Raw genomic sequence first — 21,787 nt, 5'->3', positions numbered from 1 at the left:
AAAAAGGCTCGTCAGACGCCGGCTTCCCCTCCGTCGGTCGGCACCGGTGGAGTGCTGCGGCTATCGAACGGGAACTGAGAGAAGAACGGCAGAGAGACGCTCGTTCGAGAAGTTAGTCGCGCTGTCGCAGTCGCGCTTCGACCAGGTCCTCGAGATCCTCGCGGAGTTCGTCGACCGCGATCTCCTCGAGCACGGGCACGAAGAAGCCTTCGACGAGCATGTTGCGCGCGGATCGAGGATCGATGCCGCGGGAGGTCATGTACAGCAGGTCCTCCTGGTCGATCTGGCCGACCGTCGCCGAGTGGCTGGCCTCGGTGTCGTGGTTGTTGATGATCAGCTTCGGCGAGGCGTCGGCCTCGGACTCGTCGCTCAGCATCAGCGTGTTCTCGCGCTGGTAGGAGCTGGTGTCCCAGGCGTCGCGACCGACGTCCTGAACGCCCTCGTAGACCGAGCGGGCGACGTCGTCGGTGACGCCGCGGGTGACGAGGTCGGCGGTCGTGTGCTCGGCGCGGTGCCAGACCTTCGCGTCTAAGTCGAAGTGCTGGTCGTTGTGGCCGTAGAACGCGCCGACGATCTGCGTTTCCGAGCCTTCGCCGTTGAGTTCGGTCGAGACTCCCGCCTTGGTCAGCTGGCTGCCGAGGTTGACCTCGATCCAGTCTATCGTGGCGTAGGTGCCGGTGTCACCGCGCTTGACGGTGAAGTTGTAGGCGTCCTCCGAGAGGTTCTGGAGGCTGCCGTACTGGACGTTGCTGTTCTCGCCGGCGTCAATCTCGACGATCCCGCTGTAGTACTGTTCCTCCTGCTCCTCGCCGGTCGACTGGCGCTCGAGGATCGTGACCGAGCTCGATTTCTCGGTGACGACGAGCGTGTAGTTGAACAGCGAGCGGGAGTTCTGTTCGGTCCGGATGGTGACGTCCTCGGCGTCGACGCCCTCGGGGACGTAGACGACCGTTCCGGTGCTGAACAGCGCCGTGGAGAGTGCCGTCAGGTAGTTCTCCTGCGGGTCCACGATGCTGCCGAAGCGCTCCTTCAGGAGCTCCTCGTGCTCCTGAACCGCTTCGGACCACGGGAGAACGTCGACCTCTTCCGGGCCGACCTGGTCCTTGTTCTCGGCGGCGTTCAGCGGGTCGACGAGCGACTCGAAGTCGAGCTCGTGGAGGTTCGTCCAGTTGCGACCCGGCGTCCGGATGACGTCGGGCATGTCGAGCTCCTCGAGGGCCTCGAGGGCCTCGAGGCGGGTTTCGAGGAGCCAGTCGGGCTCGTCTAGTCCTCCGCTGATCTCGCGTACCTGTTCCTCCGTTAGATTGGCGTGTACCTGCGTGCTCATATTATCCGAGGCTACCTTCCATCTCGAGTTCGATGAGGCGGTTGAGTTCGACCGCGTACTCGATCGGCAGTTCCTCCGTGATCGGCTCGATGAAGCCGGCGACGATCATCTTCTTGGCGTCGTCGTCGTCCAGTCCGCGCGACTGGAGGTAGAAGATGTCCTCGTCGCCGATCTTGCCGACCGTCGCCTCGTGAGCGACGTCGACCTTCGACTCCTCGATCTCCATGTACGGCATGGTGTCCGAGGTGGACTCGTTGTCGAACATCAGCGCGTCACACTCGACGGCAGTGCTCGAGTTCTCGGCGCCGTCGGCGATGTGGACGAGACCGCGGTAGTTGGTGCGGCCGCCGTCCTTGGAGATCGATTTGGACTCGATGGTCGAGCTGGTATCGGGCGCGTTGTGGTAGACCTTCGCGCCGGTGTCGATGTTCTGGCCCTCGCCCGCGAAGGCGATGGTGATGTGGGTGTCCGTCGAGCCGCGACCCTTGAGGATCGTACACGGATAGAGCATGGTTGCCTTCGAGCCCATGCTGCCGGAGACCCACTCCATCGTCGCGTTCTCCTCACAGATCGCGCGCTTGGTGTTGAGGTTGAACGTGTTCTTCGACCAGTTCTGGACGGTCGAGTACTGAACGTGGGCGTCTTCGCCGACGAAGACCTCGACACAGCCGGAGTGGAGGTTGTGGGTGCCGTACTTCGGTGCGGAACAGCCCTCGATGTAGTGAACTTCGGAGCCTTCCTCGGCGACGATGAGCGTGTGCTCGAACTGGCCCATCCCTTCCGAGTTCATGCGGAAGTAGGCCTGAACCGGCATCTCGACGGTGACGTCCTCGGGGACGTACACGAACGAGCCGCCGGACCAGACGGCGCCGTGGAGCGCCGCGAACTTGTTGTCACTCGGTGGCACGCAGGTCGTCATGAAGTACTCCTTGACGAGCTCCGGGTGCTCCTTGACGGCGCGGTCCATGTTCATGAAGACTACGCCTTTCTCCTCCCACTGCTCCTGCATGTTCTGGTAGACGACCTCGGACTCGTACTGGGCGCCGACGCCGGAGAGTGCGTTCTTCTCGGCTTCCGGGATGCCCAGCTTGTCGAACGTGTCCTTGATCTCGTCGGGCAGCTCCGTCCAGTCGTCGACGCCTTCGCGCTTGTCGACGTCCGGGCGGATGTAGGGGACGATCTCTTCGATGTCGAGTTCGGTCAGGTCGGGCTGGCCGGGCCAGTCCGTCGGCATCGGCATGTTCTGGTACTGCTTGAGCGCGCGGAGACGGCGCTCGAGCATCCAGTCGGGTTCGTCCTTGTCCTCGGAGATCATACGGATGACCTCCTCGGTCAGGCCTTTGTCGGATCTGACTGCGGAGTTCTCCTCTTTCTTGAACTCGAACCGGGCCTCAGTGTCTGTCTCTTTTAGGTGGTCTTGATCGGAACTCATGATGTGATTGTGTATATGGTTACGGCTGTAGCGTTATTACCGTTGTTCTAGCCAGATTCGGTTACGCAGTGCCGTAGACCTCGTCGCGGACCCAGTCGTACCCCTTGTCCTCGAGCTCTTCGGCGAGTTCGGGACCGCCGCTCTTGGCGATCTGGCCGTCGAGCATCACGTGGACGTGATCCGGCTCGACGTAGTCGAGGATGCGCTGGTAGTGGGTGATCTGGAGGATGCCGGTGCCCTGCTCGTCGCGCAGCGCGTTGATGCCATTCGAAACGTCCTGCAGGCGGTCGATGTCGAGCCCGGAGTCGATCTCGTCGAGGACGGCGATCGAGGGCTCGAGGATGGCCGCCTGAAGGACCTCGTTCTGTTTCTTCTCGCCGCCGGAGAAGCCGGCGTTGAGGTAGCGCTGGGCGAACTTCTCGTCCATGTCCAGTTGCTCCATCTTCTCCTGGAGGATCTGCTGGAACTCGGCGACGCCGACCTCGCCCTCGTCGGCGGGGCCTTCCATCGGCGAGGTCTCGAAGCCTTCGTCCGCTTCTTCTTCCTCGCTTTCCTCGTCCTCGAAGAGCTCTTCGCGCTCCTCGATCTTGGCGTTGAGCGCCGTCCGGAGGAAGTTCGTCATCGTGACGCCGTCGATCTCGGCGGGATACTGGAAGCCGAGGAAGACACCGAGTGCCGCGCGCTCGTTGGGCTCGAGTTCGAGGAGGTTCCAGGTACGCTGGTCCTCGTCGATCTCGATATCTTCGCCGAACTCGCCCTCCTCGAGGTGGATCAGGACCTCGCCCTCGGTGACCTCGTAGGCCGGGTGGCCGGCGATGACCTTCGCGGTCGTCGATTTCCCGGAGCCGTTGGGCCCCATCAGGGCGTGGATTTCGCCCGACTCGACCTCGAGGTTGACCCCCTCGAGAATCTTCTCGTCACCGTCCGCCACTTCCGCGTGCAGGTTGGATAGTTCGAGGCGTGCCATAGTGTTCTGTCGTTTGAATCGTGGGTCGTCTGCGTGATAACGGTTTCGTATCCGATTGGATACGATTTCGAATGACGAAGATTATTTTCCCGAACGAGAATCCCCACGGGGTAACCGAGAACCGCAGCGATCGGCAGACGGGAGCGCTTCACCCGGTGAGGCGCCGTATTTCGACGAGTACGCGATCGCTCTCGTCGGATGTGACGCCCTCCAGACAGATGAGTGTGACGGCGAGTGCGGGTCGACCGGATTACCAGTACTGGTCCAGTCCGGTCTGTTCCTGTCCCGACTTCACTTCGTCCCACGAAACGTCGAGCGCCTCGAGGATGCGCTCGATCGGCCCTTGGAGCGTCTTCTCGAGCATCGTGTCGTAGTCGACCTCGAACTCCTCCGGGATCTGGTCCTCGTACTCGAAGCAGATGACGTCCGGATCGCGCTTGAACGCGCCGTAGATCGGGTCGGTGCGGGCGTCGAACCCTTTCTCGGCCTCGAGCCGTTCGAAGAACGCGGGGTCGACCCGGTCGAGGTAGAGTCGCTTCGGTTTACTCCCGCGCTGGAAGTTCGTCCCGAGCAGGCGGTTCGCGTACTTGGCGCCGCGAACCTGGGCCGTATCGGTGTCGTAGTTGTCGAGTCGCTTGCCGATCCCGCCGGGGATGCCGATCTCCTCGAGCGACACCTCCCCCGTCCGAACGTCCTCGATGACCTCGTTCAGGTACTCCTTCGTACCCTCGATGTCGCCCTCGCGGACGACCATCTCGATGACGCGGTGCTGGACCTCTTTCGTAATCGGGGCGATGTCCGATCGCTTGTACTCGAAGCCGGTGATGTCGACGTCGTTGACGTCTTTTCCTTCCTTCCAGATGATGTGGCCGGCGTAGCGTTTCTTCGTCCCCGCCTGGAAGAACCGTCGGTAGAGTTTCTCGAACTCGATCTGGAAGCGGTGCTCTTCGGCGTTCAGATCCTCGCGCGCGAAGTCGTCGTACCGATCGTTGAGGTACTCCTCGATCTCGAAGGATTGCTCGATCGCCTCCTCTTTCGAGACCTCGGGACCGAGCTCGAGCATGACGCTGTCGGTGTCGCCGTAGGCGACCCGGTAGTCCAGTTCGTTGGCGGCGGTCTCGGTGAACTCGATCACTTCTCGCCCCGTCGCGGTAATCGCGGCCGCTGCTTCCTTGTCATATAGCCTGAATTGTTCCCATCCCGACACCCCGTACAACGAGTTCATGATGACCTTCACGGCGCCCTGCTGGCGGTCGTACTGCTCGTACGCGGGATCGCCCGGCTCGTACTCGTTGCGCAGTGATTTCTTCTCCTCGCGCTCCGCGAGCAGTTCCGTGATCATCTCGCGCATCACGCCGTCGGGCTCTTTGCGGAAGTGGATCGGCTCGGGCTCGGTCGGCGCGACGTAGGTCTCCCCGTCGTACTCGTCGGGATCGACCCTCGTCTCCGGCGACGCGTTGATCGTCGTCATACACATCGGGTAGAGCGACTTCAGGTCGAGGACGGTGATGTTCTCTTTGACGCCCGTGATCGGCTCGAACACTGCTCCGCCCTCGTACTCCTCGCCGCCCTCCTGTTGGCCTTTCGAGGGGAGGGCGAACCGGCCGTGGGCCTCGTGGAGGACGTACATGTCGACCGCATCCCCGGGCGTGGGCGCGTCCTCGAGTTTACAGCCGACGAAGGCGCGCACCTCGTCCCAGAACGGGATGATCTCCTGCTGGCGGTCGAGTTCGACGCAGATCTCGACGTCCCGCAGGTTGTACGCGAGCAGTTGCGTGGGATCGTCCTCCCAGAGGTCCCCGATATCGCCGGCGTACCGCTCTTTGCCCACTCCCAGTTCCGCCTCGCCGACAGCATCCAGTCGGTACGAATCCAGTTCGGAGAAGACCATCCGCTGGTAGCCGTAGAGCAGATCGAAGACGACGCGGCCCTTGATGTCGGGGCCGCCCCAGTTGCTGCGCCAGACCTCGTCGACGCGGGAGAGGCGATCGATCTCGAGGTCGTACTCGTGGTGGGGACCCTGAAGCACCTCGAGCCGATCGAGGAGGTACGGCGCGTCGAAGTCCTCGAAGTTCCATCCCGTCAGGACGTCCGGATCGGTCCGGTCGACGTACTCGATGAAGGCCTCGAGCATCTCCTCCTCTTCGTCGAACGTGCGGACTTCGTGGTCGATCGGCCCCTCGATCGGCTCGTACTCCTCGATCTCGGCGGGGATCTCGCCGTCGCCGACGGGCGCCTCGTAGAGCCACATGATGTACTCGTCGCGGTAGGAGTCGTGGCTGGTGAGACAGACGATCGGCTCCTCGCCGTCCTCGGGGAAGCCGGAGCGGTCGTCGACCTCGATGTCGAACGTCTGTACGCGCGGTTCGGTGTCGACGCCCGTGGCTTCGACTTCCTCGTGGGGGACGATCAGCGAGTCGTCGTCGGCCCGTCGCTCCGGGACGCGGATCCCGCTGCGAACGTCCTTGTCGATGAGAAACCGGTTCGGGAAGAGGATGTCCGCCTCGTAGTGCTCGAAGTCCTCGCGCACCTGCCCGACGTCGCGGGGGGTCTGACCGAAGATCTTGGTTAGCTTCTCGCCCCGGATACTCTCGTAGGGTTCGCCGTCCTCGCCGACCTCGCGGCTCCCGGTAAGCCGGTCGTAGGCGTCCTCCGGCGGGCGCTCGAGCGTCTCCGTCGGCGCGTAGAAGTAGGGCCGAAAGCCGACGACCTGAACGTGCTCGAGTTCGCCCGCGGACGTGCGGCCGAAGACGTGCACGATCGGCCGCTCCTCGTCGCCGTAGCCGGCGATCGTGTAGTCGACCTGCATCACGGCGAGTTCGAGTTCCCCGGTCGGTTCGGGAAGCGTCTCCTCGCGAACGTCGATCACCGCTGTACTGTCCCCTCCGCCGTCGCCGGCGACGGCGGCCGCCTCTTCGTCCGGCCGATCGGAGGATTCGCCCGAGAACTCCGCGAGTCCGGTCTGGCCCGCCTCAGTCATGATGTCGGAGTTTGCAGCGGCCGGATAAAAACCCTGCACTCCCATCCCTCGATGACAACGCACTCGCGATCGACGTCCCGACCGCGGTCACACGCTATCGGTACGACGAGATATTGAAGCGGCAACAAAGCATATAACGTGATAACACATACCATACTCAGAGGTGACTGACGTGTCAACCCGTGCTAACGACGAGATGACGGATCGCAGTGAACCGAGTAGTGAACCCGAGGGCACCGCGACGATCGAGGCCTACGAGACCGAGGACGGCGTCGTCTTCTACGATGCCGAGAACCCGCTTGCCTGGGTAGAGACGTCCCGAACGCTACAGCTCGAGGAACTCGCCTGAGTCTTCCGCGAGTGCGCGAACGCGAATCCTTTTCCTTCCGCTTGCCGTTCGATCACTCGTGGTATTCGATCGAAGCGAGCACGAACCGGAGGAGTGGGATCCCGAAGAGGAGTACGCGGATCCCGACAGCGACTCGCTGACGATCCCACGAGTGCCCACCGAGGACGCGGGTTCCGATCTCCGGTCGGACATGCGCTCGGAGTTCGGCTCGCCAGCGACCCCTGAAATTTCGACCGCCGAAACGGACGTTTCGGGCGACCTGCTCCAGACGTTCTGGTCGATCGTGCTCGTGGTCAACGCCGCCGTTCTCGCCCTCTCGCTGGGGGTCCTTTTCCTGATCTTCGAGGGCGTGTCGTACCACAGCGTCGCGCTCGTCGTCGGTGGCGCGATCCTCTTCGGCTCCGCCGTACGTCGATACCGGAGCTACCGGGCATCCGATAGCGATGCGACGACGAACGGCGATGATAGCGACGATAACGACAGTGACGACGGTGAACCGCCCGAATCGGGCGCGGGATCCGATGCTGCGCAGTCTCCTACCGGCGAAACGAATTCGGCCCCCAAGGCCGAACACCGATCGTCGGACGACTTAGACTGAACATGAAATCCGTTCAAGACGACACCGGGAAGCGATACGTCCTTCTCAAACGGTCCGACCACGCGAGTCTCGTTCGAGATCCAGAAACTGGCAACGAATGTTACGTCCAGAACGACCGTCTCGAGGCCGTCGCCGACGAGTCGTTCCTCGAGACGGCCGCACGCACCGTCAGTTCTCCCGTGCGATCCCTGCTGATGGCCGTCCACGACGAGGACGGCCTGGGACTGCTCGTCGAACTCGGCGAGCGCGGTCCGCTGGGCGTTCGCGCGATGATAGACGCCTACGACTGCTGTGAGAGTGATCTACACGGACGTCTCACGGTTCTCGCCGCCGCCGACCTGATCGCGGAGACCGACGTCGGCGGCGAACGGGGCTATCGGCTCACCGACGACGGGAAGACCGCACTCGAGGCGATCGGTGCGAGAGTCGTGGAGGCGTCCGAGAACCAGAAGGAGAGCGCGAACGCATCCGGTCCCTGACCGGGTGTATCTCCAATTTTTGAGAGTCGACTACTCCGATGCCAGCAGCGCCGCCTCCGGCGGCTCGCCGCACTCGAGTTGCGAACGGTTCGACGTCGCGTCCTTTTCGACGCGGACGATCGAGTCCGCCGCACCGACGAGTTCCTCGTCGTGGCTGACGACGACGATCTGTTCGACGCCCAGGTCGCGCATCGACTCGACCAGCGACACCAGCTGCGTGACGTGACCCGAGTCGAGGAAGACGGTCGGCTCGTCGAGGATAAGCGGCGGCATCGGCGCCGTCCCCTCGACGCCCTCCGCGAGCAGGCGGTAGATCGCACACCGCAGGCTGAGGTTGAACAGCGCCCGTTCACCGCCCGAGAGCTGCTCCGGCTCGAGCGGTTCGCCGTCCTTCTGGTAGACCGTCAGGCGGTACTCTCCGTCCAGGTCGATCGCCGCGTAGGAGTCGTTCTGGTAGACCAGATCGAACGTCTCGTTCAGCAGCCGCTCTAAGGTTTCGACGTTTCGCTGGCGCAGTTCCGCCCGCAGGTCGCCGTAGGTCGTCTGGAGCGTCTCGGCCTCGTCGTACAGCGAGTCGAGCCGCTCGCACCGGGCCTCGACGGTCTCGAGCCGGTCGCGGAGCCGTTCGAGCTCATCGATCTTCTCCTCGACGCCGCCGATTTTTCCCTGGAGCTGATCGCGCCGTTCCTCGAGCTCCGCGAGCTTCTCTTCGACCTTTTCGATGTACTGCTCGGCGTTCTGCCGGTCGCTTCGCGCGGCCGCGACGCGCTCCTCGTCGAACTCCGACTCGAGGTCGCGCTTGCGGTCGCGCTTCGCCGAGAGCTGGTCGCGACGTTCGTCGTTCAGCGTCTCCCAGTCGGTCCTGCGCTCCCGGAGCGTCTCGATCTCGCGGTCGAGTTCCGCGCGCTCGGCCTCGATCTCGGTCACGCGCCGGAGCGTCTCGAGCGTCGCCTTGATCTCGCCGCGCTCGGCGTTGATCTCGCCGAGGTCGGCCCGCGCGTCCGCGACCTCGCTCTCGAGTTCGTCGGCCTCCTCGCGCTTCGTCTCGGCCTCCCGTTCGTACTCGTCGACCTCCTCCCGGCGCTGATCGCGCTGGTCGCGGCGCTCCGCGAGCGCATCGCGTTTCTCGTCGAGCAGCTGGGCGACGTTCTCGCGGTTCTCCTCGAGCCGGTCGACCCGTCGTTCGGCCTCGACGAGCGACTCGGCGCGCTCGATGCGCTCCTTCAGCTCGTCGCGCTCGGTCTCGAGTTCCTGGCGTCGCTCCTCGAGCTCCGCCAGCTCCTCGCGTTTGTCGTCCAGCACGTCGACGTGGGGCGAGTCCTCGACGGACTGGCCGCACTCGGGGCACTTCCCCTCCTCGAGCAGCCGTTCGCCCTCCTCGATCGCGCTCTCGACCGTCCGGATCTCCGCGGTGACGTCGCCGATCGTCGAAACGAGGTCCTCGCGCTCGGACCGGATCGACTCGAGGTGCGCCTCGGCCTCGCCGAACGCGACCGGCGCGTCGTCGAACGCTGATCGGGCGGACTCGGTTTCGCCCTCGAGTTCGTCGAGTTTCGACTTCCGCTGGTCGATCTCGTCCGCGCCGTCCTCGAGCGCCGACTCGAGTTCGTCGGCCTCGCTTCGGGCCTCCTCGGCCTGGGACTCGAGGTCGGACGCCGTCTCGCGGAGTCGCTCGATCTCGCCGTTGTACTCCGTGATCGAGACGCGAACGTCCTCGAGATCGTCCCGAAGCTCTTCGTCCCGGTTCTCGAGTTCCTCGATCCGGGTTTCGATCGCGTCCTCGTCGCTCGCCTCGGTGTCCGCGTCCTCGAGCAGCGCGTCGCGTTCGTCGGCGAGTTCCTCGCGCTCGTCCTTGCGGTCGCGAAGGGTCTCGGCCGCGGTCTCGCGTTTGCGCTCCGTCTCGGAGATCTTCGAGCGAAGCTCCTCGATCTCGCTCTCGAGCTCCGCGATCTCCTCGCGGGTCTCCTCGTGGCGTTCGAGGACGTCCGCCGCCGTGTCGCGCGTGTTCTTCGCCTCCTCTCGCTGGGACTCGAAGCGCTCGATCTCGGAGACGACGTCGGCGTGGCGCGACTCGAGTTCGTTCAGGCGGTCGTGGAGGTCCTGTTCCTCCTTTCGTTCGGCCTGGGCTCGGAGATCCTCGAGCACCTCGCGCTGGCCGTCGAGCACCGACTTGACGCCGAGGCGGGCGTCGCTCGCGCGCTCGCGGTACTCCTCGAGCGCACCTAGCTGCAGGAGGTCGTCGATCATGTCCTGGCGCTCGCTCGGCGAGGCGTGGATGAGCTTGTTGACCTCGCCCTGGCGGACGTACGCGCAGTTGACGAACGCGTCGGCGTCCATCCGCAGGAGTTCGGTCACCTCCCGGCGCACGTCGCGCGCGCCCTCGACGGTCTCCGTCGGCGTCTCGAGAACGCACCTCGTGGTCGTCGCCCGATCGCCGCGGAGCTTGAGCCGGCGCTCAACGTGGTACTCGCGACCGTCGTGGGTGAACCAGAGTTCGACCTCGCTTTCGTCCTCGCCGGTCGTGATCACGTCGTCGAGGGTCCGATCGCCGAGCGCTTTCGAGCCGTAGAGCGCGAAGAAAACCGCCTCGAGCAGCGTCGACTTCCCGCTGCCGTTGACGCCGTGGACGACCGTCACGCCCCGCTCGAGGCGGAGCTCTTCTTCGCCGTAACACTTGAAGTTCAACAGGCGGACGCGGTCGACCCTCATTCGAAATCACCCAGCGAGGTGTACTCGCCGTCGGCGCTCGGTTTCGACTCGCCATCCCCCGAATCCGCCTCGGTGCCGTCGTCCACCGACTGCCGGCTCGCCGCCGTCGTTGCGGTCTCGTCAGCGGGTTCCCTTTCGTCCGGGGTCTCGGGGTCCCCGTCCGATCCGTCGTCGGCTTCGGGATCTCCGCTCGACCCGTCGTCGGCCGCGGCTGTAGCGTCGTCGGCCGCGGCTGTAGCGTCGTCGGACGGCGCTGCGGCCGTCTCCGCCGCATCTTCGTCCGAGAGCTGATCCGCGACCGTCGTCACGTCCTCGTCGCTCGCCTCTCGCTCCGGTGCCGGCTCGAACGCGGTGTGATCCTCCTCGAGGAGGTCGCGCACCCGTCGTTCGACGCGTTCGCGGACGTTGGCGTCGGCGAGATCGTCCTCGCGGACGGTGCGATCGATCTCGAGGGCGGCGTCGCTGAGCCCCAGTTCGCGGACCCGCTCGCGGACCGCGTCGTCGGGATTGGCGAAACTGACCGATATCTCCTCGCCCTCGTCGGGGAGCTCCCGCCGATCGTTCACCCGGGCGACGAGCGCCCCGCGGTCGATCGCGAGTTCCTCGACGGCTGCGGGCGTGATCGGGCGCCCCTCGCCCTCGATGGTAACGATGACAACCGCGTCCTCGAGGTCGTGCTGGCGGACGCGCTCCTGGATGCGGTCGACGCCCTCGCCCTCGGCGAGTTCGACGTCGACGAAGGCGAACTCGCGGGCCGTCTCGAGGCTCCGGCGGCGGATCGCCGGCTCCTCGCCGGTCTCGAACCCGACGAGGTTGTAGCCCCGGTCCTCACGCTCGCTCGCGCTCGCGCGTTCGGTCGAGCCACAGTAGGTGACCCACGTGTCGCGCACCTCAGCGGTGTCGGGGTGGTGGTTGTCGCCGAGGAGAACGGCGTCGAACTCGACCGTCGACTCGGAGAGCAGCCGTTCGGTGTCCCAGTCGGCGTGAGCGAACGGCTCGAACAGGCCGTGGCTCACGAGGGCCGCGTGATCCGCCTCCTCGGGGACGGCGGCGAACTCGTACTCGAGGTCCTCGCGCCGCGAGCGGGGAACGAAATCGAGTCCGTAGAACGCGACGTCGTCGATTACCTGAGGCTCGGCGCCGAGTCGGGTCGCGAGACCGAGGTCGGCGAACAGGTCGAGCCACTGTGCGTCGCGTTTCCCCTCGTGGTTGCCGACGACGGCGAGAAACGGGATGTCGGCCGCCGAGAGCGTTCGGAGAATTTCGACGGTTCCCTGGAGGTCGACCAGTCCCGGCCGGCGGTCGTGAAAGAGGTCGCCGGCGTGGATCACCGCGTCGACGTCCGCGTCGACCGCGTCCTCGGCTACGTTTCGGAAGGCCTCGAGGAAGTCCCGTCGTCGCTCGGGCGAGTTGTACTGCTGGTACCCGATGTGGGTGTCGCCCGTGTGTATCACCCGCGTCATCTGTCCGGAGGTTGGTCTGCGGGGCCTAAAGGCGTTCCGTGACCGACCTGAAAGTAAAGTGTGCCGACGTGAGCGGAGCGCGTCACGTTCGCGACCGTCGCGGCGGGCGGCGATCGGCGGTCGCGGCGACTGGTGGGGGCGGTTGCAGGGTTACGATTCGATGTCGAGACTGTACAGGCGCTTGCGAGCGTCCGAGAACGAGAACCGAGAGTCGATGACGTTCTCCTCGTCGAGGCGGTTCAGGGCGTAGCGGACCGTCCGGGCCGGAAGGAGCGACTCGTCGGCGATCTGTTGCTGGGTCATCGTGTCGTTGTACTCGAGGACCTTCGCGACGAGCTTGGCACTCGGCGGCAGATCGCGGACGTCGTCCCACGACCCCTGTTGCGTAGTTTCCTGGTGCAGCGACTCTGAAGCACTCATCGTACACACCCATTCCAAATACGGCTTGATAATATTTTCTATTCCGCTTTATGTCTAGTAGTTATACAACCGGGCCGAGTTCATCTACCCGAAGCCTCTTATGAGCCAACACCTAAACCACGGGTGATGAGCGACACTGTGGACGACGTCGACCTCCCATACGACGAGGACGAGGCGTCCCAACAGGAGAAAATTCAGGCGCTCGAGGATCGGTTAGAGATTCTCGAGTCGCAAAACGAGGAGATGCGGGACAAGCTCCTCGATGCGAACGCCGAGAACAACAAGTACCAGCAGAAACTCGAACGGCTGACTCACGAGAACAAGAAGCTGAAGCAGTCTCCCCTGTTCGTCGCCACGGTCCAGGAACTCACGGACGAAGGCGTCATTATCAAACAACACGGGAACAACCAGGAGGCGCTAACCGAGGTTACCGAGGAGATGCGAGACGATATCGAGCCCGACGCCCGCGTGGCCGTCAACAACTCCCTCTCTATCGTCAAGACGCTCTCTAACGAAACCGACGTGCGCGCTCGCGTGATGGAAGTCACCGAGAGCCCCGAGGTCAGCTACGAGGATATCGGCGGTCTCGAGGAGCAGATGCAGGAGGTCCGCGAGACCGTCGAGATGCCCCTCGAGAAGCCCGAGATGTTCGACGACGTCGGGATCGAACCCCCGAGTGGCGTCCTGCTGTACGGCCCGCCGGGCACCGGGAAGACGATGCTCGCGAAGGCCGTCGCCAACCAGACCGACGCCACCTTCATCAAGATGGCCGGCTCGGAGCTGGTCCACAAGTTCATCGGCGAGGGTGCAAAGCTGGTCCGTGATCTGTTCAAGGTCGCCCGCGAGCACGAACCCGCCGTGATCTTCATCGACGAGATCGACGCCATCGCTTCCAAGCGGACGGAATCGAAGACCTCCGGCGACGCCGAGGTCCAGCGGACGATGATGCAGCTGCTCTCCGAGATGGACGGCTTCGAGGACCGCGGCGACATCCGCATCATCGCCGCGACCAACCGCTTCGACATGCTCGACCGAGCCATCCTCCGGCCGGGTCGGTTCGACCGCCTCATCGAGGTACCTAAGCCGAACCAGGAGGGCCGCGAGATCATCTTCGATATCCACACTCGCGGGATGAACGTCGCCGACGACGTCGAGTTCTCGGAACTGGCAGCCGAGGCCGAGGAGGCCTCCGGTGCCGACATCAAGGCCGTCTGTACCGAGGCCGGGATGTTCGCCATCCGCGACGACCGCACGGAGATCCGGATGGAGGACTTCCGGGGCGCCTGGGACAAGGTCCAGGCCGAGAGCGACGAGACCGAGGACGTCTCGAAGACGTTCGCCTGAAGCTCTCCTGCCGGTCGCCTCGCTCGCGTTTGCTTTTACCGCCGAACTCGAGACGCGTCGCTTCCGAACGCGATCAGCACTGAACTGCTCGTCAAACGTCTCGTTCTCGAGTCTACAGCGCCGCGAACACGAGCCACGGAACGACGAACAGCGCCACGGTGAGCACCGCGAGAATCAACAGATATCCGAGACCGGTGCTCGCCGCGGTGATCCAGGCCGGATGGTCGAATTCGCGTATATCCGCTGCCATACCAGTACGATCCGGGGACGAGTCCATAAACGTACCGACCAGCCAGCGGTTCCGGTCCGCTTTTACCGGGCGACTGGCTAGAGACCTCCAATGACGAAGATCGTCGTGGTGGACAACCACGGACAGTTCACCCACCTCGAGCACCGAGCGCTTCGCGACCTCGGCGTCGAGACGGAACTGATCGACAACGATACCGACCCCGAGGAGGTCGACGCCGACGGCGTCGTCCTCTCCGGCGGTCCCGACATGGACCGAATCGGTCACTCTGCCGACTACCTCGAGGCCGATATCCCCGTCCTCGGGATCTGTCTCGGCATGCAACTGATCGCCGAGGAACTCGGCGGCGAAGTCGGCAGCGGCGACTACGGCGGCTACGCCGACGTCACCGTCGAGATCGTCGACGACGAGGATCCCCTCACCGGCAGCCTGCACCCCGAAACCCGCGTCTGGGCGAGCCACGCCGACGAGGTCACGGAGCTGCCCGAGGGATTCGAACTGACCGCGCGAAGCGACGTCTGCGACGTCGAGGCGATGAGCGACTCCGACCGGAACCTCTACGGCGTCCAGTGGCACCCGGAGGTCGCCCACACCGAGGAGGGCGAGCAGATCTTCGAAAACTTCCTCGAGATCTGCGAAGCGAACGCCGAGTAGCCAGCCGACCATCGACGCGGCTTTCCGCCGTCCCTTCTCCAGAACAACCTCGCTACTGCACAGCACTCTGAAGCGTCGAGTGAGCGCTGTATTTTCACCGACGATGCTCCTGAACGCTTCTGATAACATCGATGTTACGTGGTATCCTGAATGTCGAGAAACTGATGTATGGGTTACTGTACGAATCAGGTAACGTAATGCAATCACCAGACGACGCCGTTTCGATCCGGACTGGACCGGTTACGATCCCCGCTGCCGACGGAGGCGCGAACTATAGTAGCCACTGAAAGTCAATTCACACCCGATCGCACGACGGCTGGCGATCGGTGTGTAAATCGTTTTAATTGGTACTGTAACCGAGCTACGGACCGTTTCGGATCAACCGAGCCACGTCGCCGTGGCGCGCGCTGTCGATTCGCGTTCGAGCGTAGCGAGGTGCGAACCTGCGAACACCTCGAAAGGCGAATAGCGAAGGACGCTCCGCATCCTTCGGCCTATGTGAACGGGTGCTCCGCACCCGTGAGCAGACGGCGACCAAGAGGAACCCTAAGCGACAGCGAGAACCGATCGACGGCGGTGTGCGAGGGACGAGTGAGCGAACGAGTCGGCTGGGGAGGGCGTGGAAATTCCCTGTTGCCAGTCTGAGCAGGACACTCGAGTTCTCACTCCTCCTCCGAATACAGCAGTAAGACAGTTGGATCAACTCGAGAAGACGCAGCGTTACGTACAGACCGAGTAGGTAACGGTGCGGAAACCGATTTTACAGATACCTCCCGGTACTACCGTACTGAGAAAAGGTGTAGTCAACGCGGCGGACGGTTGCTACAGAACGAGACGCGGGAGAACCTGTGGCGTCTAGACGGACGCTGTAAGCCCCCCATCGACGCGGATGTTCTGGCCGGTGACGTAGCTTGACGCAGGTGAGAGAAGGTACGCGACTGCGTCTGCAATCTCTGCGGTTTGTGCCGGTCGTCCCATTGGGATTCGCTCTCTCGTTTCCTCGTCTACGTCGTAACTATCGACGAATCCGGGTTGAACCGTGTTCATTCGGATGCCGTTCGCTGCGTATTGGTCGGCGTAGAGTTTGGTGAAACTCCCGAGTCCAGCCCGAAGCACCGATGACACGGGGAACTCACTCGACGGTTCGAATGCCGAGAAGGTGGAGATATTCACAATGGACCCGTGACCTTGTTCTTCCATGATGGGCGTGACGAGTCGCGCCATCCGGACGGTATTCAACAGAACGAGATCTAGCCCCTCGTGCCACTCCTCGTCAGAGATTCCAAGAAGGTCGCCAGACACCGGGTGACCCGTGTTGTTCACCACCGCATCGATACGCCCGTAGCGCTCGTGCGTCGTCTCGACGAGGGCTGCCAAGTCATCAGGATTGGTCACCGAGCCTTCGAACCCGTCTCCGCCGAGTTCGTTCGCAACCTCAACGGCGCTCCCTGACCGTGACAACAGAACCGGCGTGTATCCATTCTCGCGTAGTCGCCGAGCACAGGCCTCCCCGATACCGCTTCCCGCCGCTGTCACTACTGCGACTTTCTTATCAGCCATACAACGACTAACGTGGCCGTGGTCATAAAAACACTCTCAGCACGCACCCGCTACAAGTTTTCCTCTCATCGTTTTTATAGTACCAACGGGAACGGTTTCCACACCGATCGCACAGCCGTCGTGCGATCGGGTGTGCACCGACTTTCAGCGGCTACTATACGCTGTTCGTGTCGATTCTTTGGGCGCAGGTAGCGGTAGTGCTATAACCGACACGCCTTCTCTTTGGCACGGTTCAGAAAAATCACTAACATCAGATAGTAGTAACAGCGTTACGTTCGCACTCTCTACGTAACGGCGGTACCGAACGCCGTCATCCTACTCGAGTTCCTCGGCCCTCCCCCGAAACTGCTCGAGCACCGACGGCCGGCCGCGACACTCGATCTCGACCGTTTCCCCCTCGTAGTCGATCGACTCGACGGTCGTCCGGTCGTAGGCCCGCGACACCAGCGACATCGCGTCGTCGCTGTTCGGCAGCCGAAGCGTCGTGCGTTCCTCGGGGAACCGCTCCCGGATCGCCGACCGGAGCGCGTCGCAGTTCGTCCCCTCGAGCAGGCTCGCGAGGATCGGGTCGGCCGCCGGCTCGGGGACGAGATCCGTCGCGGTCGAGTACCGGCGCCGGCGCTCGGCGTCGGACAGCGACTCGGCCTTGTTCAGCACCGTCACGATCCGCTCCTCGTCGACGTCCTGGGCCTCGAGCACGTCGATCGACACCGAGAGTCGCTCGCGGAACGTCTCGAGGGGATCGCTCGCGTCGACGACGAGGACGACGACGTCCGCCGCGGCCGCCTCCGACAGCGTCGAACTGAACGATTCGACGAGGTCGTGTGGCAGGTCGTCGACGAACCCGACCGTGTCGGTGACGAGGGCGGGCCGGCCCTCGAAGGTCGCTCGCCGCGTCGTCGTCTCGAGGGTCTCGAACAGCCGATCCTCGATCGCCGCGGTCGCGTCCTTCTCGGAGCCGGGGTCGCGATCCGTCGCCGTCTCGTCGAGGGACATCTCGTCGGCGAGGCGGTGCAACAGCGTCGACTTGCCGGCGTTGGTGTAGCCGGCCAGCGTGACGAGGTCGAACCCCTCCTCCCGACGACGCTTACGGAACTGGTCGGCCGGGTCCGGAAGCTCCTCGAGTTTCCCCTCGAGGCGATCGATTCGCGTTTCCACGTCGTAGACGCGGGATCCCTTCTCGGTCTGTTTGTTGAGCATTCCTTCGTCCGCCGCCGCGATTACCCGCGGCAGATCGTACCGCAGGCGCGCCAGTTCGACCTGGAGCTGGGACCGCCGGGTCCCGGCCTGGCTCTCGAAGATCTCGAGAACGAGCCGGTAGCGGTCGACCACGACCGTCCCGTCGGGCATCGCGCGCTCGACGGTGTGGTGCTGGTCGGGCGTGAGTTCGCCGTCGACGACGACGCGACCCGCCTCCCGGTCTTCGACGACGGCGGCGAGTTCGTCGAGTTTCCCTCGCCCGAGATACGTTCCGGAGTCGTCCGGGCCGACCTGCGTTACCTCCGCTACGACGCTGTCCCCGTTTGCCCGGACGAGACGCTCGATCTCGTCGGTCTCGACGGGTGTGTTCGATGAACGTTTCGCGAGTACCGCGTTCGACGGCTGCGTGTTTACTGATGGTGACATAGCGCGTTCGATGGTCGCTGTTCGAGTACGGTGCGCGATTTCGGCTCGAGTCCGCGGCGGACCGTTCGAACCGTGGACGAGGCGGAGTGCGTCGCGCTGGCTGAACCGTCGCCCGCTGGACGACGAGAGCGAGCCCGACTCACCGAACGAAAAGGATCTCCATGGCTGTGACCGTGTATTCCGGAACGTAGTACTAATCGGTTGTGCAGGTGTGCTACACGGCGACACAGTGCGCGAGTTCGGACGAACGCCGTCGCTACTAACTCGAGTCGTCGACGAAAAGCGGGTCGAACGCTCCTCACTCCCCGAACAGTTCGTCGACGGCCTCGCGCGCGGCGAGCGCGGCGTCGTCGGCGACCCGTTCCGGGTCGGCCCCGTCCTCGGGAGCGTTCAGGTAGACGTCGACCTCGAGGACGCCCTCCTCGAAGGTCACCGTAACGTCGTAGTCGCGAACGTTTGATTGCTTGTACCGGGAGAAGATGAGCCCCTCCGCGGCGTCGGAGGCCGTCTGGACGATCTCCTCGTCCGTCGGCTCATCGCCTGTCATTTACGCGCCGCCTGCGCCCGGGCCGCCCGGGCCTGCTGGGCCGCCGCCCATGCCGCCGCCCATCAGCTCTTCGAGGTCCTCCTGGAGGTCCTCGAACTGATCCTGAACGCGCTCTTCTTGCTTCTCGAGGGTCTCGAGGCGGATCTCGAGGGAGTCGACCTTGTCCTCGAGGGCGTCCTGAGCCGTCTCGTAGTCGGTCTCGACGAAGAGCTCGCCGACGTTCCGGTACATCGTGGTTTCCTCGTCGACGTTCTCGAGCTCGTCGAGTGCGCCCTCGGCTTCGTTCAGGCTGGTCTCCGCCTGCTGCTTCTGGACGGCGACTTCCTGTGCGGTCTCCTGCAGACCCTGAAGCTGTTCGATTTTCTCCTGCGCTTCCGGCGGCAGATTTCCTTGCATACTTCGACCGTAGCCCTCCGGACTGATAAAGCCAAGCTTTGTCACTCGCGACGAAACCGGCCCGATCGACCCGCTCTCGTCGGTCCGTTCCCGCGGGTTGGGCGTGCAGCCTGCACGACTATACGGGTCGGCGGTGTGGCTACCGTGAATGCGACGCCGCGACGCGCTCGCCGCCGGCGGACTCGTGCTTTCGCTGTCGGCCGGCTGCCTCGAGACGCTCGAGCGGGAGGACGCTTGGCGAGAACTTGTCGTCGACCCGCCCGAGGGCGTCTACGTGCCGCCGAAGGTCGACGGGATGACGGCGTACGGAACCGCGACCGTCGACGGTCGGACGGTTTCGCTCGCAGCGACCCGTCCGCACTCGTTCTGGACGGTGTCCGGAACCGAACGCGCCCGTGCGGACGTCCGGGACTACCACGCGGTTCACCTGATGGCCAGCGTCCACGACGCCGAAACCGGAATCGTCGTTCCGACGTCTGTCACGACGACGATCCGGCGCCGGGGCGAACCGGTCGACGAGCGCACCCTCTGGCCGATGCTGTCCCAGCGGATGGGGTTTCACTACGGCGACAACGTCCCGCTCGACGGCGACGGACGCTACGTCGCGACGGTCCGCGTCGAGCCGACGAGCGCAGCAGTACCCGACGCGGCCGCCGATCGGCTCGCGAGCGCGACGGCTGTCGACCTCGAGTTCGAGTACGACGCGGACGAGATCGAGACCCTCGAGCGCCGACTGATCGACGCGGACGAGGGCCGCGGGGACGCCGGTGCGGTCGAGCCGATGGACGATGCGGGCGAGGACGACCGCCTCGAGACCGTCGCCGACGCGTGGATCGGTTCCGCGACCGGCGGCGACGTCGAGTTCGCCTGCGGCGTTATCGATGCCTCCGGAACCGACGATGACAACGACGTCCTCGCGGTGGCCCCGCGGACGCGGTACAACCGGTATCCGCTTCCGTTCGCGTCGCTCTCGATCACGGTCGACCGAGACGAAACATCCGTACGCAGCGGTTCGCTCCGGGAACGGCTCGACGCCGCGTTGGGACATCACTACGGGGCCGCTATCGAGCGAGAGGTGCTCGAGCGGGCCGACGAGATCACCGTTTCCGTCGACGCGCCGCCGCAGGTATCACGTCACGAGGGATACGAGACGGCGTTTCTCGACGTCGATTCGGTGACGGTCGGCGTCGACCTCGAGTAGCCTCCTCAGGTCCGTTGGGAAACGATGGCGCCGTCGGCGCTACGAAGCAGGAGCACTCCGAGCGCGAGCATGACGACGCTCACGACGAGCCAGGGAGGGTTCCAGGCTTCGGTGCCGTGGACGACGTTGTGGAGGTCGAGCACGTAGTGGCTGACGACACCGTCGAAGACGTTGAACGCACCCGCACCGAGGACGACCGAACCGACGAGATAGCGCGTCGAGAATCGCGCGTCGGTTCCGTTGACGAGCCGCCAGGTGAGTCCGAGACCGATCCCCACGACGGCGAGCATGAGCAGCAAGAAGAGCCCGTCGAACATGACGTTCGTCCGCAGGCCGTCGAGACTGTACGGATCGTAGAACCCCGACAACAGGTGGTGGCTCTGTATCGTGAGGTGAAAGATCACGACGTCAATGATAGCTCCGAATCCGAATCCGACCGTTCCGCCGGCGATCAGGAGCCGTCGACGGCGTCGCGTTCCGGCGTCCGTCGTCATACTGTCACTCTCGACGGCCGCGAGGAAAAACGATCGGCCGACGACTGCTACGTCTTCGACCGCACGGCGTCGCCGATATCGGCCGTTCGTTCGGCGACGTCGATCAGCGAGAACCAGGTGTTCAACGCCGCGCGCAGCGCGACCACGTCGGCAGCGTCGATCTCGAGTCGGACGACCGAGCCGTCGCGGTCGATATTCGTTCGCGAGCGCTCGTCGTCGATCTCACCGATCTCACGGGCGACGCTCTCGGCCACGAGTCGGGCGCGAGACGGCGTCTCGTACTCGAACTCGAGCGTCGCGTCGTGAGAATCCACGGCGTTAGTTGACGTCGACTTCCTTGACGTCGCGGCTGCGTTCTTTCAGGAGCACGCGATGACCGCAGTAGGGACAGCGGACACCGCCGTACTCGTCGATCTGGACGTCGCGTTTACAGCGGGAGCACTTGTAGCTCATGCGTGAGAGAGTGAGAGACGTCGTTATTCGTCTTCGGCCAGCGCGGCGCGGATCGAGCGCTGGACGGTTCGGCCGGCGGGGGTCTCCGGACGGTAGGCACCGCCCGTGAAGACCTCTCCGGTCTCCTCGTTCTTCCAGATGCCGGTACCGATGCGGGTGACGTCGTCACCGTCGACCTCGGCGTTCTCCATGTCGTCTTCGATCTCACTGACACGGCGTCGAGCGACGCGACCGTAGCGTGCGCCAAAGCGGCCCGCGCTGCCGATTCCTTGATTGGCCATAGTACCGCTATCTATCGCCACCTGATTCTTAAACCTGTTGAGTCACGGCGGGTCGTCTTCCGACCGTTCGGCGACCGGACCGACGAGGAGTTCGCGAAAGACGAGCGCGAGTGCGACGAACGGACCGAAGGCAGTGAGCGGTGCGGTGAGCAGTCCCGTCCCGACGCCAGTTACCGCGATCAGCGATCGAAGCGCGAGTCCGCTCACCGCGAGCAGCGGAATCGCAGCCAGGACCGCGTCGGCGCGCTCGAGCATAGCTA

At 64.2% G+C, this 21,787-nt stretch carries 23 protein-coding genes; 6 read left to right on the top strand and 17 right to left on the bottom strand.

Features of this window, described 5'->3' with window-relative positions:
- Positions 1-112: 112 nt before the first annotated feature.
- From sufD to NED97_RS04600, 4 genes are all read right to left on the bottom strand, one after another.
- Positions 113-1,327 carry a Fe-S cluster assembly protein SufD gene (gene sufD, locus NED97_RS04615; RefSeq protein WP_252489551.1) on the bottom strand — a complete coding sequence of 405 codons (1,215 nt, stop codon included), beginning with the start codon at positions 1,325-1,327 and terminating at the stop codon, positions 113-115.
- 1 nt (position 1,328) lies between these two features.
- Positions 1,329-2,759, bottom strand: coding sequence for a Fe-S cluster assembly protein SufB (gene sufB, locus NED97_RS04610; RefSeq protein WP_252489550.1), 1,431 nt, complete (start codon positions 2,757-2,759; stop codon positions 1,329-1,331).
- Between the two features lie 61 nt (positions 2,760-2,820).
- Positions 2,821-3,726 (bottom strand): Fe-S cluster assembly ATPase SufC, encoded by a 906-nt coding sequence (gene sufC / locus NED97_RS04605; protein ID WP_252489549.1) that lies wholly within the window; start codon positions 3,724-3,726, stop codon positions 2,821-2,823.
- A gap of 250 nt (positions 3,727-3,976) precedes the next feature.
- Entirely contained in the window at positions 3,977-6,706 is a 2,730-nt protein-coding gene (locus tag NED97_RS04600; RefSeq protein WP_252489548.1) for a DNA-directed DNA polymerase, read from the bottom strand.
- Positions 6,707-6,869: 163 nt separating this feature from the next.
- On the opposite strand from NED97_RS04600, the gene NED97_RS04595 reads away from it, so the two are divergent.
- Genes NED97_RS04595 through NED97_RS04585 form a run of 3 tightly spaced genes read left to right on the top strand, consistent with a single transcriptional unit; the run spans position 6,870 to position 8,132 of the window.
- The gene (locus NED97_RS04595; protein ID WP_252489547.1) at positions 6,870-7,055 is read left to right on the top strand and encodes a DUF7331 family protein; all 186 of its coding nucleotides are present in this window, start codon (positions 6,870-6,872) and stop codon (positions 7,053-7,055) included.
- Positions 7,056-7,113: 58 nt separating this feature from the next.
- On the top strand, positions 7,114-7,653 hold the full coding sequence (locus tag NED97_RS04590; protein WP_252489546.1) for a DUF7322 domain-containing protein: 540 nt from the start codon (positions 7,114-7,116) through the stop codon (positions 7,651-7,653).
- 2 nt (positions 7,654-7,655) lie between these two features.
- The gene (locus NED97_RS04585) at positions 7,656-8,132 is read left to right on the top strand and encodes a DUF7346 family protein (RefSeq protein ID WP_252489545.1); all 477 of its coding nucleotides are present in this window, start codon (positions 7,656-7,658) and stop codon (positions 8,130-8,132) included.
- A 30-nt stretch (positions 8,133-8,162) separates the two neighbouring features.
- On the opposite strand, the gene rad50 is transcribed toward NED97_RS04585, so the two are convergent.
- From rad50 to NED97_RS04570, 3 genes are all read right to left on the bottom strand, one after another.
- Complete coding sequence (rad50, locus tag NED97_RS04580) at positions 8,163-10,841, bottom strand: DNA double-strand break repair ATPase Rad50 (RefSeq protein WP_252489544.1); 2,679 nt, start codon at positions 10,839-10,841, stop codon at positions 8,163-8,165.
- Complete coding sequence (mre11, locus tag NED97_RS04575) at positions 10,838-12,304, bottom strand: DNA double-strand break repair protein Mre11 (RefSeq protein ID WP_252489543.1); 1,467 nt, start codon at positions 12,302-12,304, stop codon at positions 10,838-10,840. Before mre11 ends, rad50 begins: the two co-directional genes overlap by 4 nt.
- Positions 12,305-12,454: 150 nt before the next feature.
- Positions 12,455-12,724, bottom strand: a complete 270-nt coding sequence (locus tag NED97_RS04570) for a MarR family transcriptional regulator (RefSeq protein ID WP_252489542.1) — start codon at positions 12,722-12,724, stop codon at positions 12,455-12,457.
- Positions 12,725-12,850: 126 nt separating this feature from the next.
- On the opposite strand from NED97_RS04570, the gene pan1 reads away from it, so the two are divergent.
- The gene (pan1, locus tag NED97_RS04565) at positions 12,851-14,068 is read left to right on the top strand and encodes a proteasome-activating nucleotidase Pan1 (protein ID WP_252489541.1); all 1,218 of its coding nucleotides are present in this window, start codon (positions 12,851-12,853) and stop codon (positions 14,066-14,068) included.
- Between the two features lie 112 nt (positions 14,069-14,180).
- On the opposite strand, the gene NED97_RS04560 is transcribed toward pan1, so the two are convergent.
- Positions 14,181-14,318, bottom strand: coding sequence for a hypothetical protein (locus NED97_RS04560; protein ID WP_252489540.1), 138 nt, complete (start codon positions 14,316-14,318; stop codon positions 14,181-14,183).
- Positions 14,319-14,408: 90 nt separating this feature from the next.
- Here NED97_RS04560 and NED97_RS04555 point away from each other — a divergent pair, with 90 nt between their 5' ends.
- On the top strand, positions 14,409-14,969 hold the full coding sequence (locus NED97_RS04555; RefSeq protein WP_252489539.1) for a GMP synthase subunit A: 561 nt from the start codon (positions 14,409-14,411) through the stop codon (positions 14,967-14,969).
- Between the two features lie 855 nt (positions 14,970-15,824).
- Here the strand turns inward: NED97_RS04555 and NED97_RS04550 are convergent.
- The 4 genes from NED97_RS04550 to NED97_RS04535 form a co-directional block, all read right to left on the bottom strand.
- Positions 15,825-16,529 (bottom strand): SDR family oxidoreductase, encoded by a 705-nt coding sequence (locus tag NED97_RS04550; RefSeq protein ID WP_252489538.1) that lies wholly within the window; start codon positions 16,527-16,529, stop codon positions 15,825-15,827.
- 315 nt (positions 16,530-16,844) lie between these two features.
- Positions 16,845-18,155: a GTPase HflX gene (hflX, locus tag NED97_RS04545; RefSeq protein WP_252489537.1), complete on the bottom strand. Its 1,311-nt coding sequence runs from the start codon at positions 18,153-18,155 to the stop codon at positions 16,845-16,847.
- A 298-nt stretch (positions 18,156-18,453) separates the two neighbouring features.
- Positions 18,454-18,702, bottom strand: a complete 249-nt coding sequence (locus NED97_RS04540; RefSeq protein WP_252489536.1) for a DUF3194 domain-containing protein — start codon at positions 18,700-18,702, stop codon at positions 18,454-18,456.
- Entirely contained in the window at positions 18,703-19,098 is a 396-nt protein-coding gene (locus NED97_RS04535; protein ID WP_252489535.1) for a prefoldin subunit beta, read from the bottom strand.
- Between the two features lie 148 nt (positions 19,099-19,246).
- Between NED97_RS04535 and NED97_RS04530 the strand changes: the two genes are divergently transcribed.
- Entirely contained in the window at positions 19,247-20,299 is a 1,053-nt protein-coding gene (locus NED97_RS04530) for an iron transporter (protein ID WP_252489534.1), read from the top strand.
- A gap of 5 nt (positions 20,300-20,304) precedes the next feature.
- Here NED97_RS04530 and NED97_RS04525 read toward each other — a convergent pair whose 3' ends face one another.
- Genes NED97_RS04525 through NED97_RS04505 form a run of 5 tightly spaced genes read right to left on the bottom strand, consistent with a single transcriptional unit; the run spans position 20,305 to position 21,782 of the window.
- Positions 20,305-20,793 carry a DUF2243 domain-containing protein gene (locus NED97_RS04525; protein ID WP_252489533.1) on the bottom strand — a complete coding sequence of 163 codons (489 nt, stop codon included), beginning with the start codon at positions 20,791-20,793 and terminating at the stop codon, positions 20,305-20,307.
- 47 nt (positions 20,794-20,840) lie between these two features.
- On the bottom strand, positions 20,841-21,107 hold the full coding sequence (locus NED97_RS04520; protein WP_252489532.1) for a KEOPS complex subunit Pcc1: 267 nt from the start codon (positions 21,105-21,107) through the stop codon (positions 20,841-20,843).
- A gap of 4 nt (positions 21,108-21,111) precedes the next feature.
- On the bottom strand, positions 21,112-21,246 hold the full coding sequence (locus NED97_RS04515) for a DNA-directed RNA polymerase subunit P (protein WP_117365043.1): 135 nt from the start codon (positions 21,244-21,246) through the stop codon (positions 21,112-21,114).
- A gap of 23 nt (positions 21,247-21,269) precedes the next feature.
- Complete coding sequence (locus tag NED97_RS04510; RefSeq protein ID WP_252489531.1) at positions 21,270-21,527, bottom strand: eL43 family ribosomal protein; 258 nt, start codon at positions 21,525-21,527, stop codon at positions 21,270-21,272.
- Positions 21,528-21,569: 42 nt separating this feature from the next.
- Positions 21,570-21,782: a hypothetical protein gene (locus NED97_RS04505; RefSeq protein ID WP_252489530.1), complete on the bottom strand. Its 213-nt coding sequence runs from the start codon at positions 21,780-21,782 to the stop codon at positions 21,570-21,572.
- Between the last annotated feature and the right edge of the window lie 5 nt (positions 21,783-21,787).

The organism is Natronococcus sp. CG52 (assembly GCF_023913515.1).
Lineage (GTDB): Archaea > Halobacteriota > Halobacteria > Halobacteriales > Natrialbaceae > Natronococcus > Natronococcus zhouii.
Note: the sequence above shows the minus strand (reverse complement) of the source record. Positions and strands in the feature narration are given on the sequence as shown.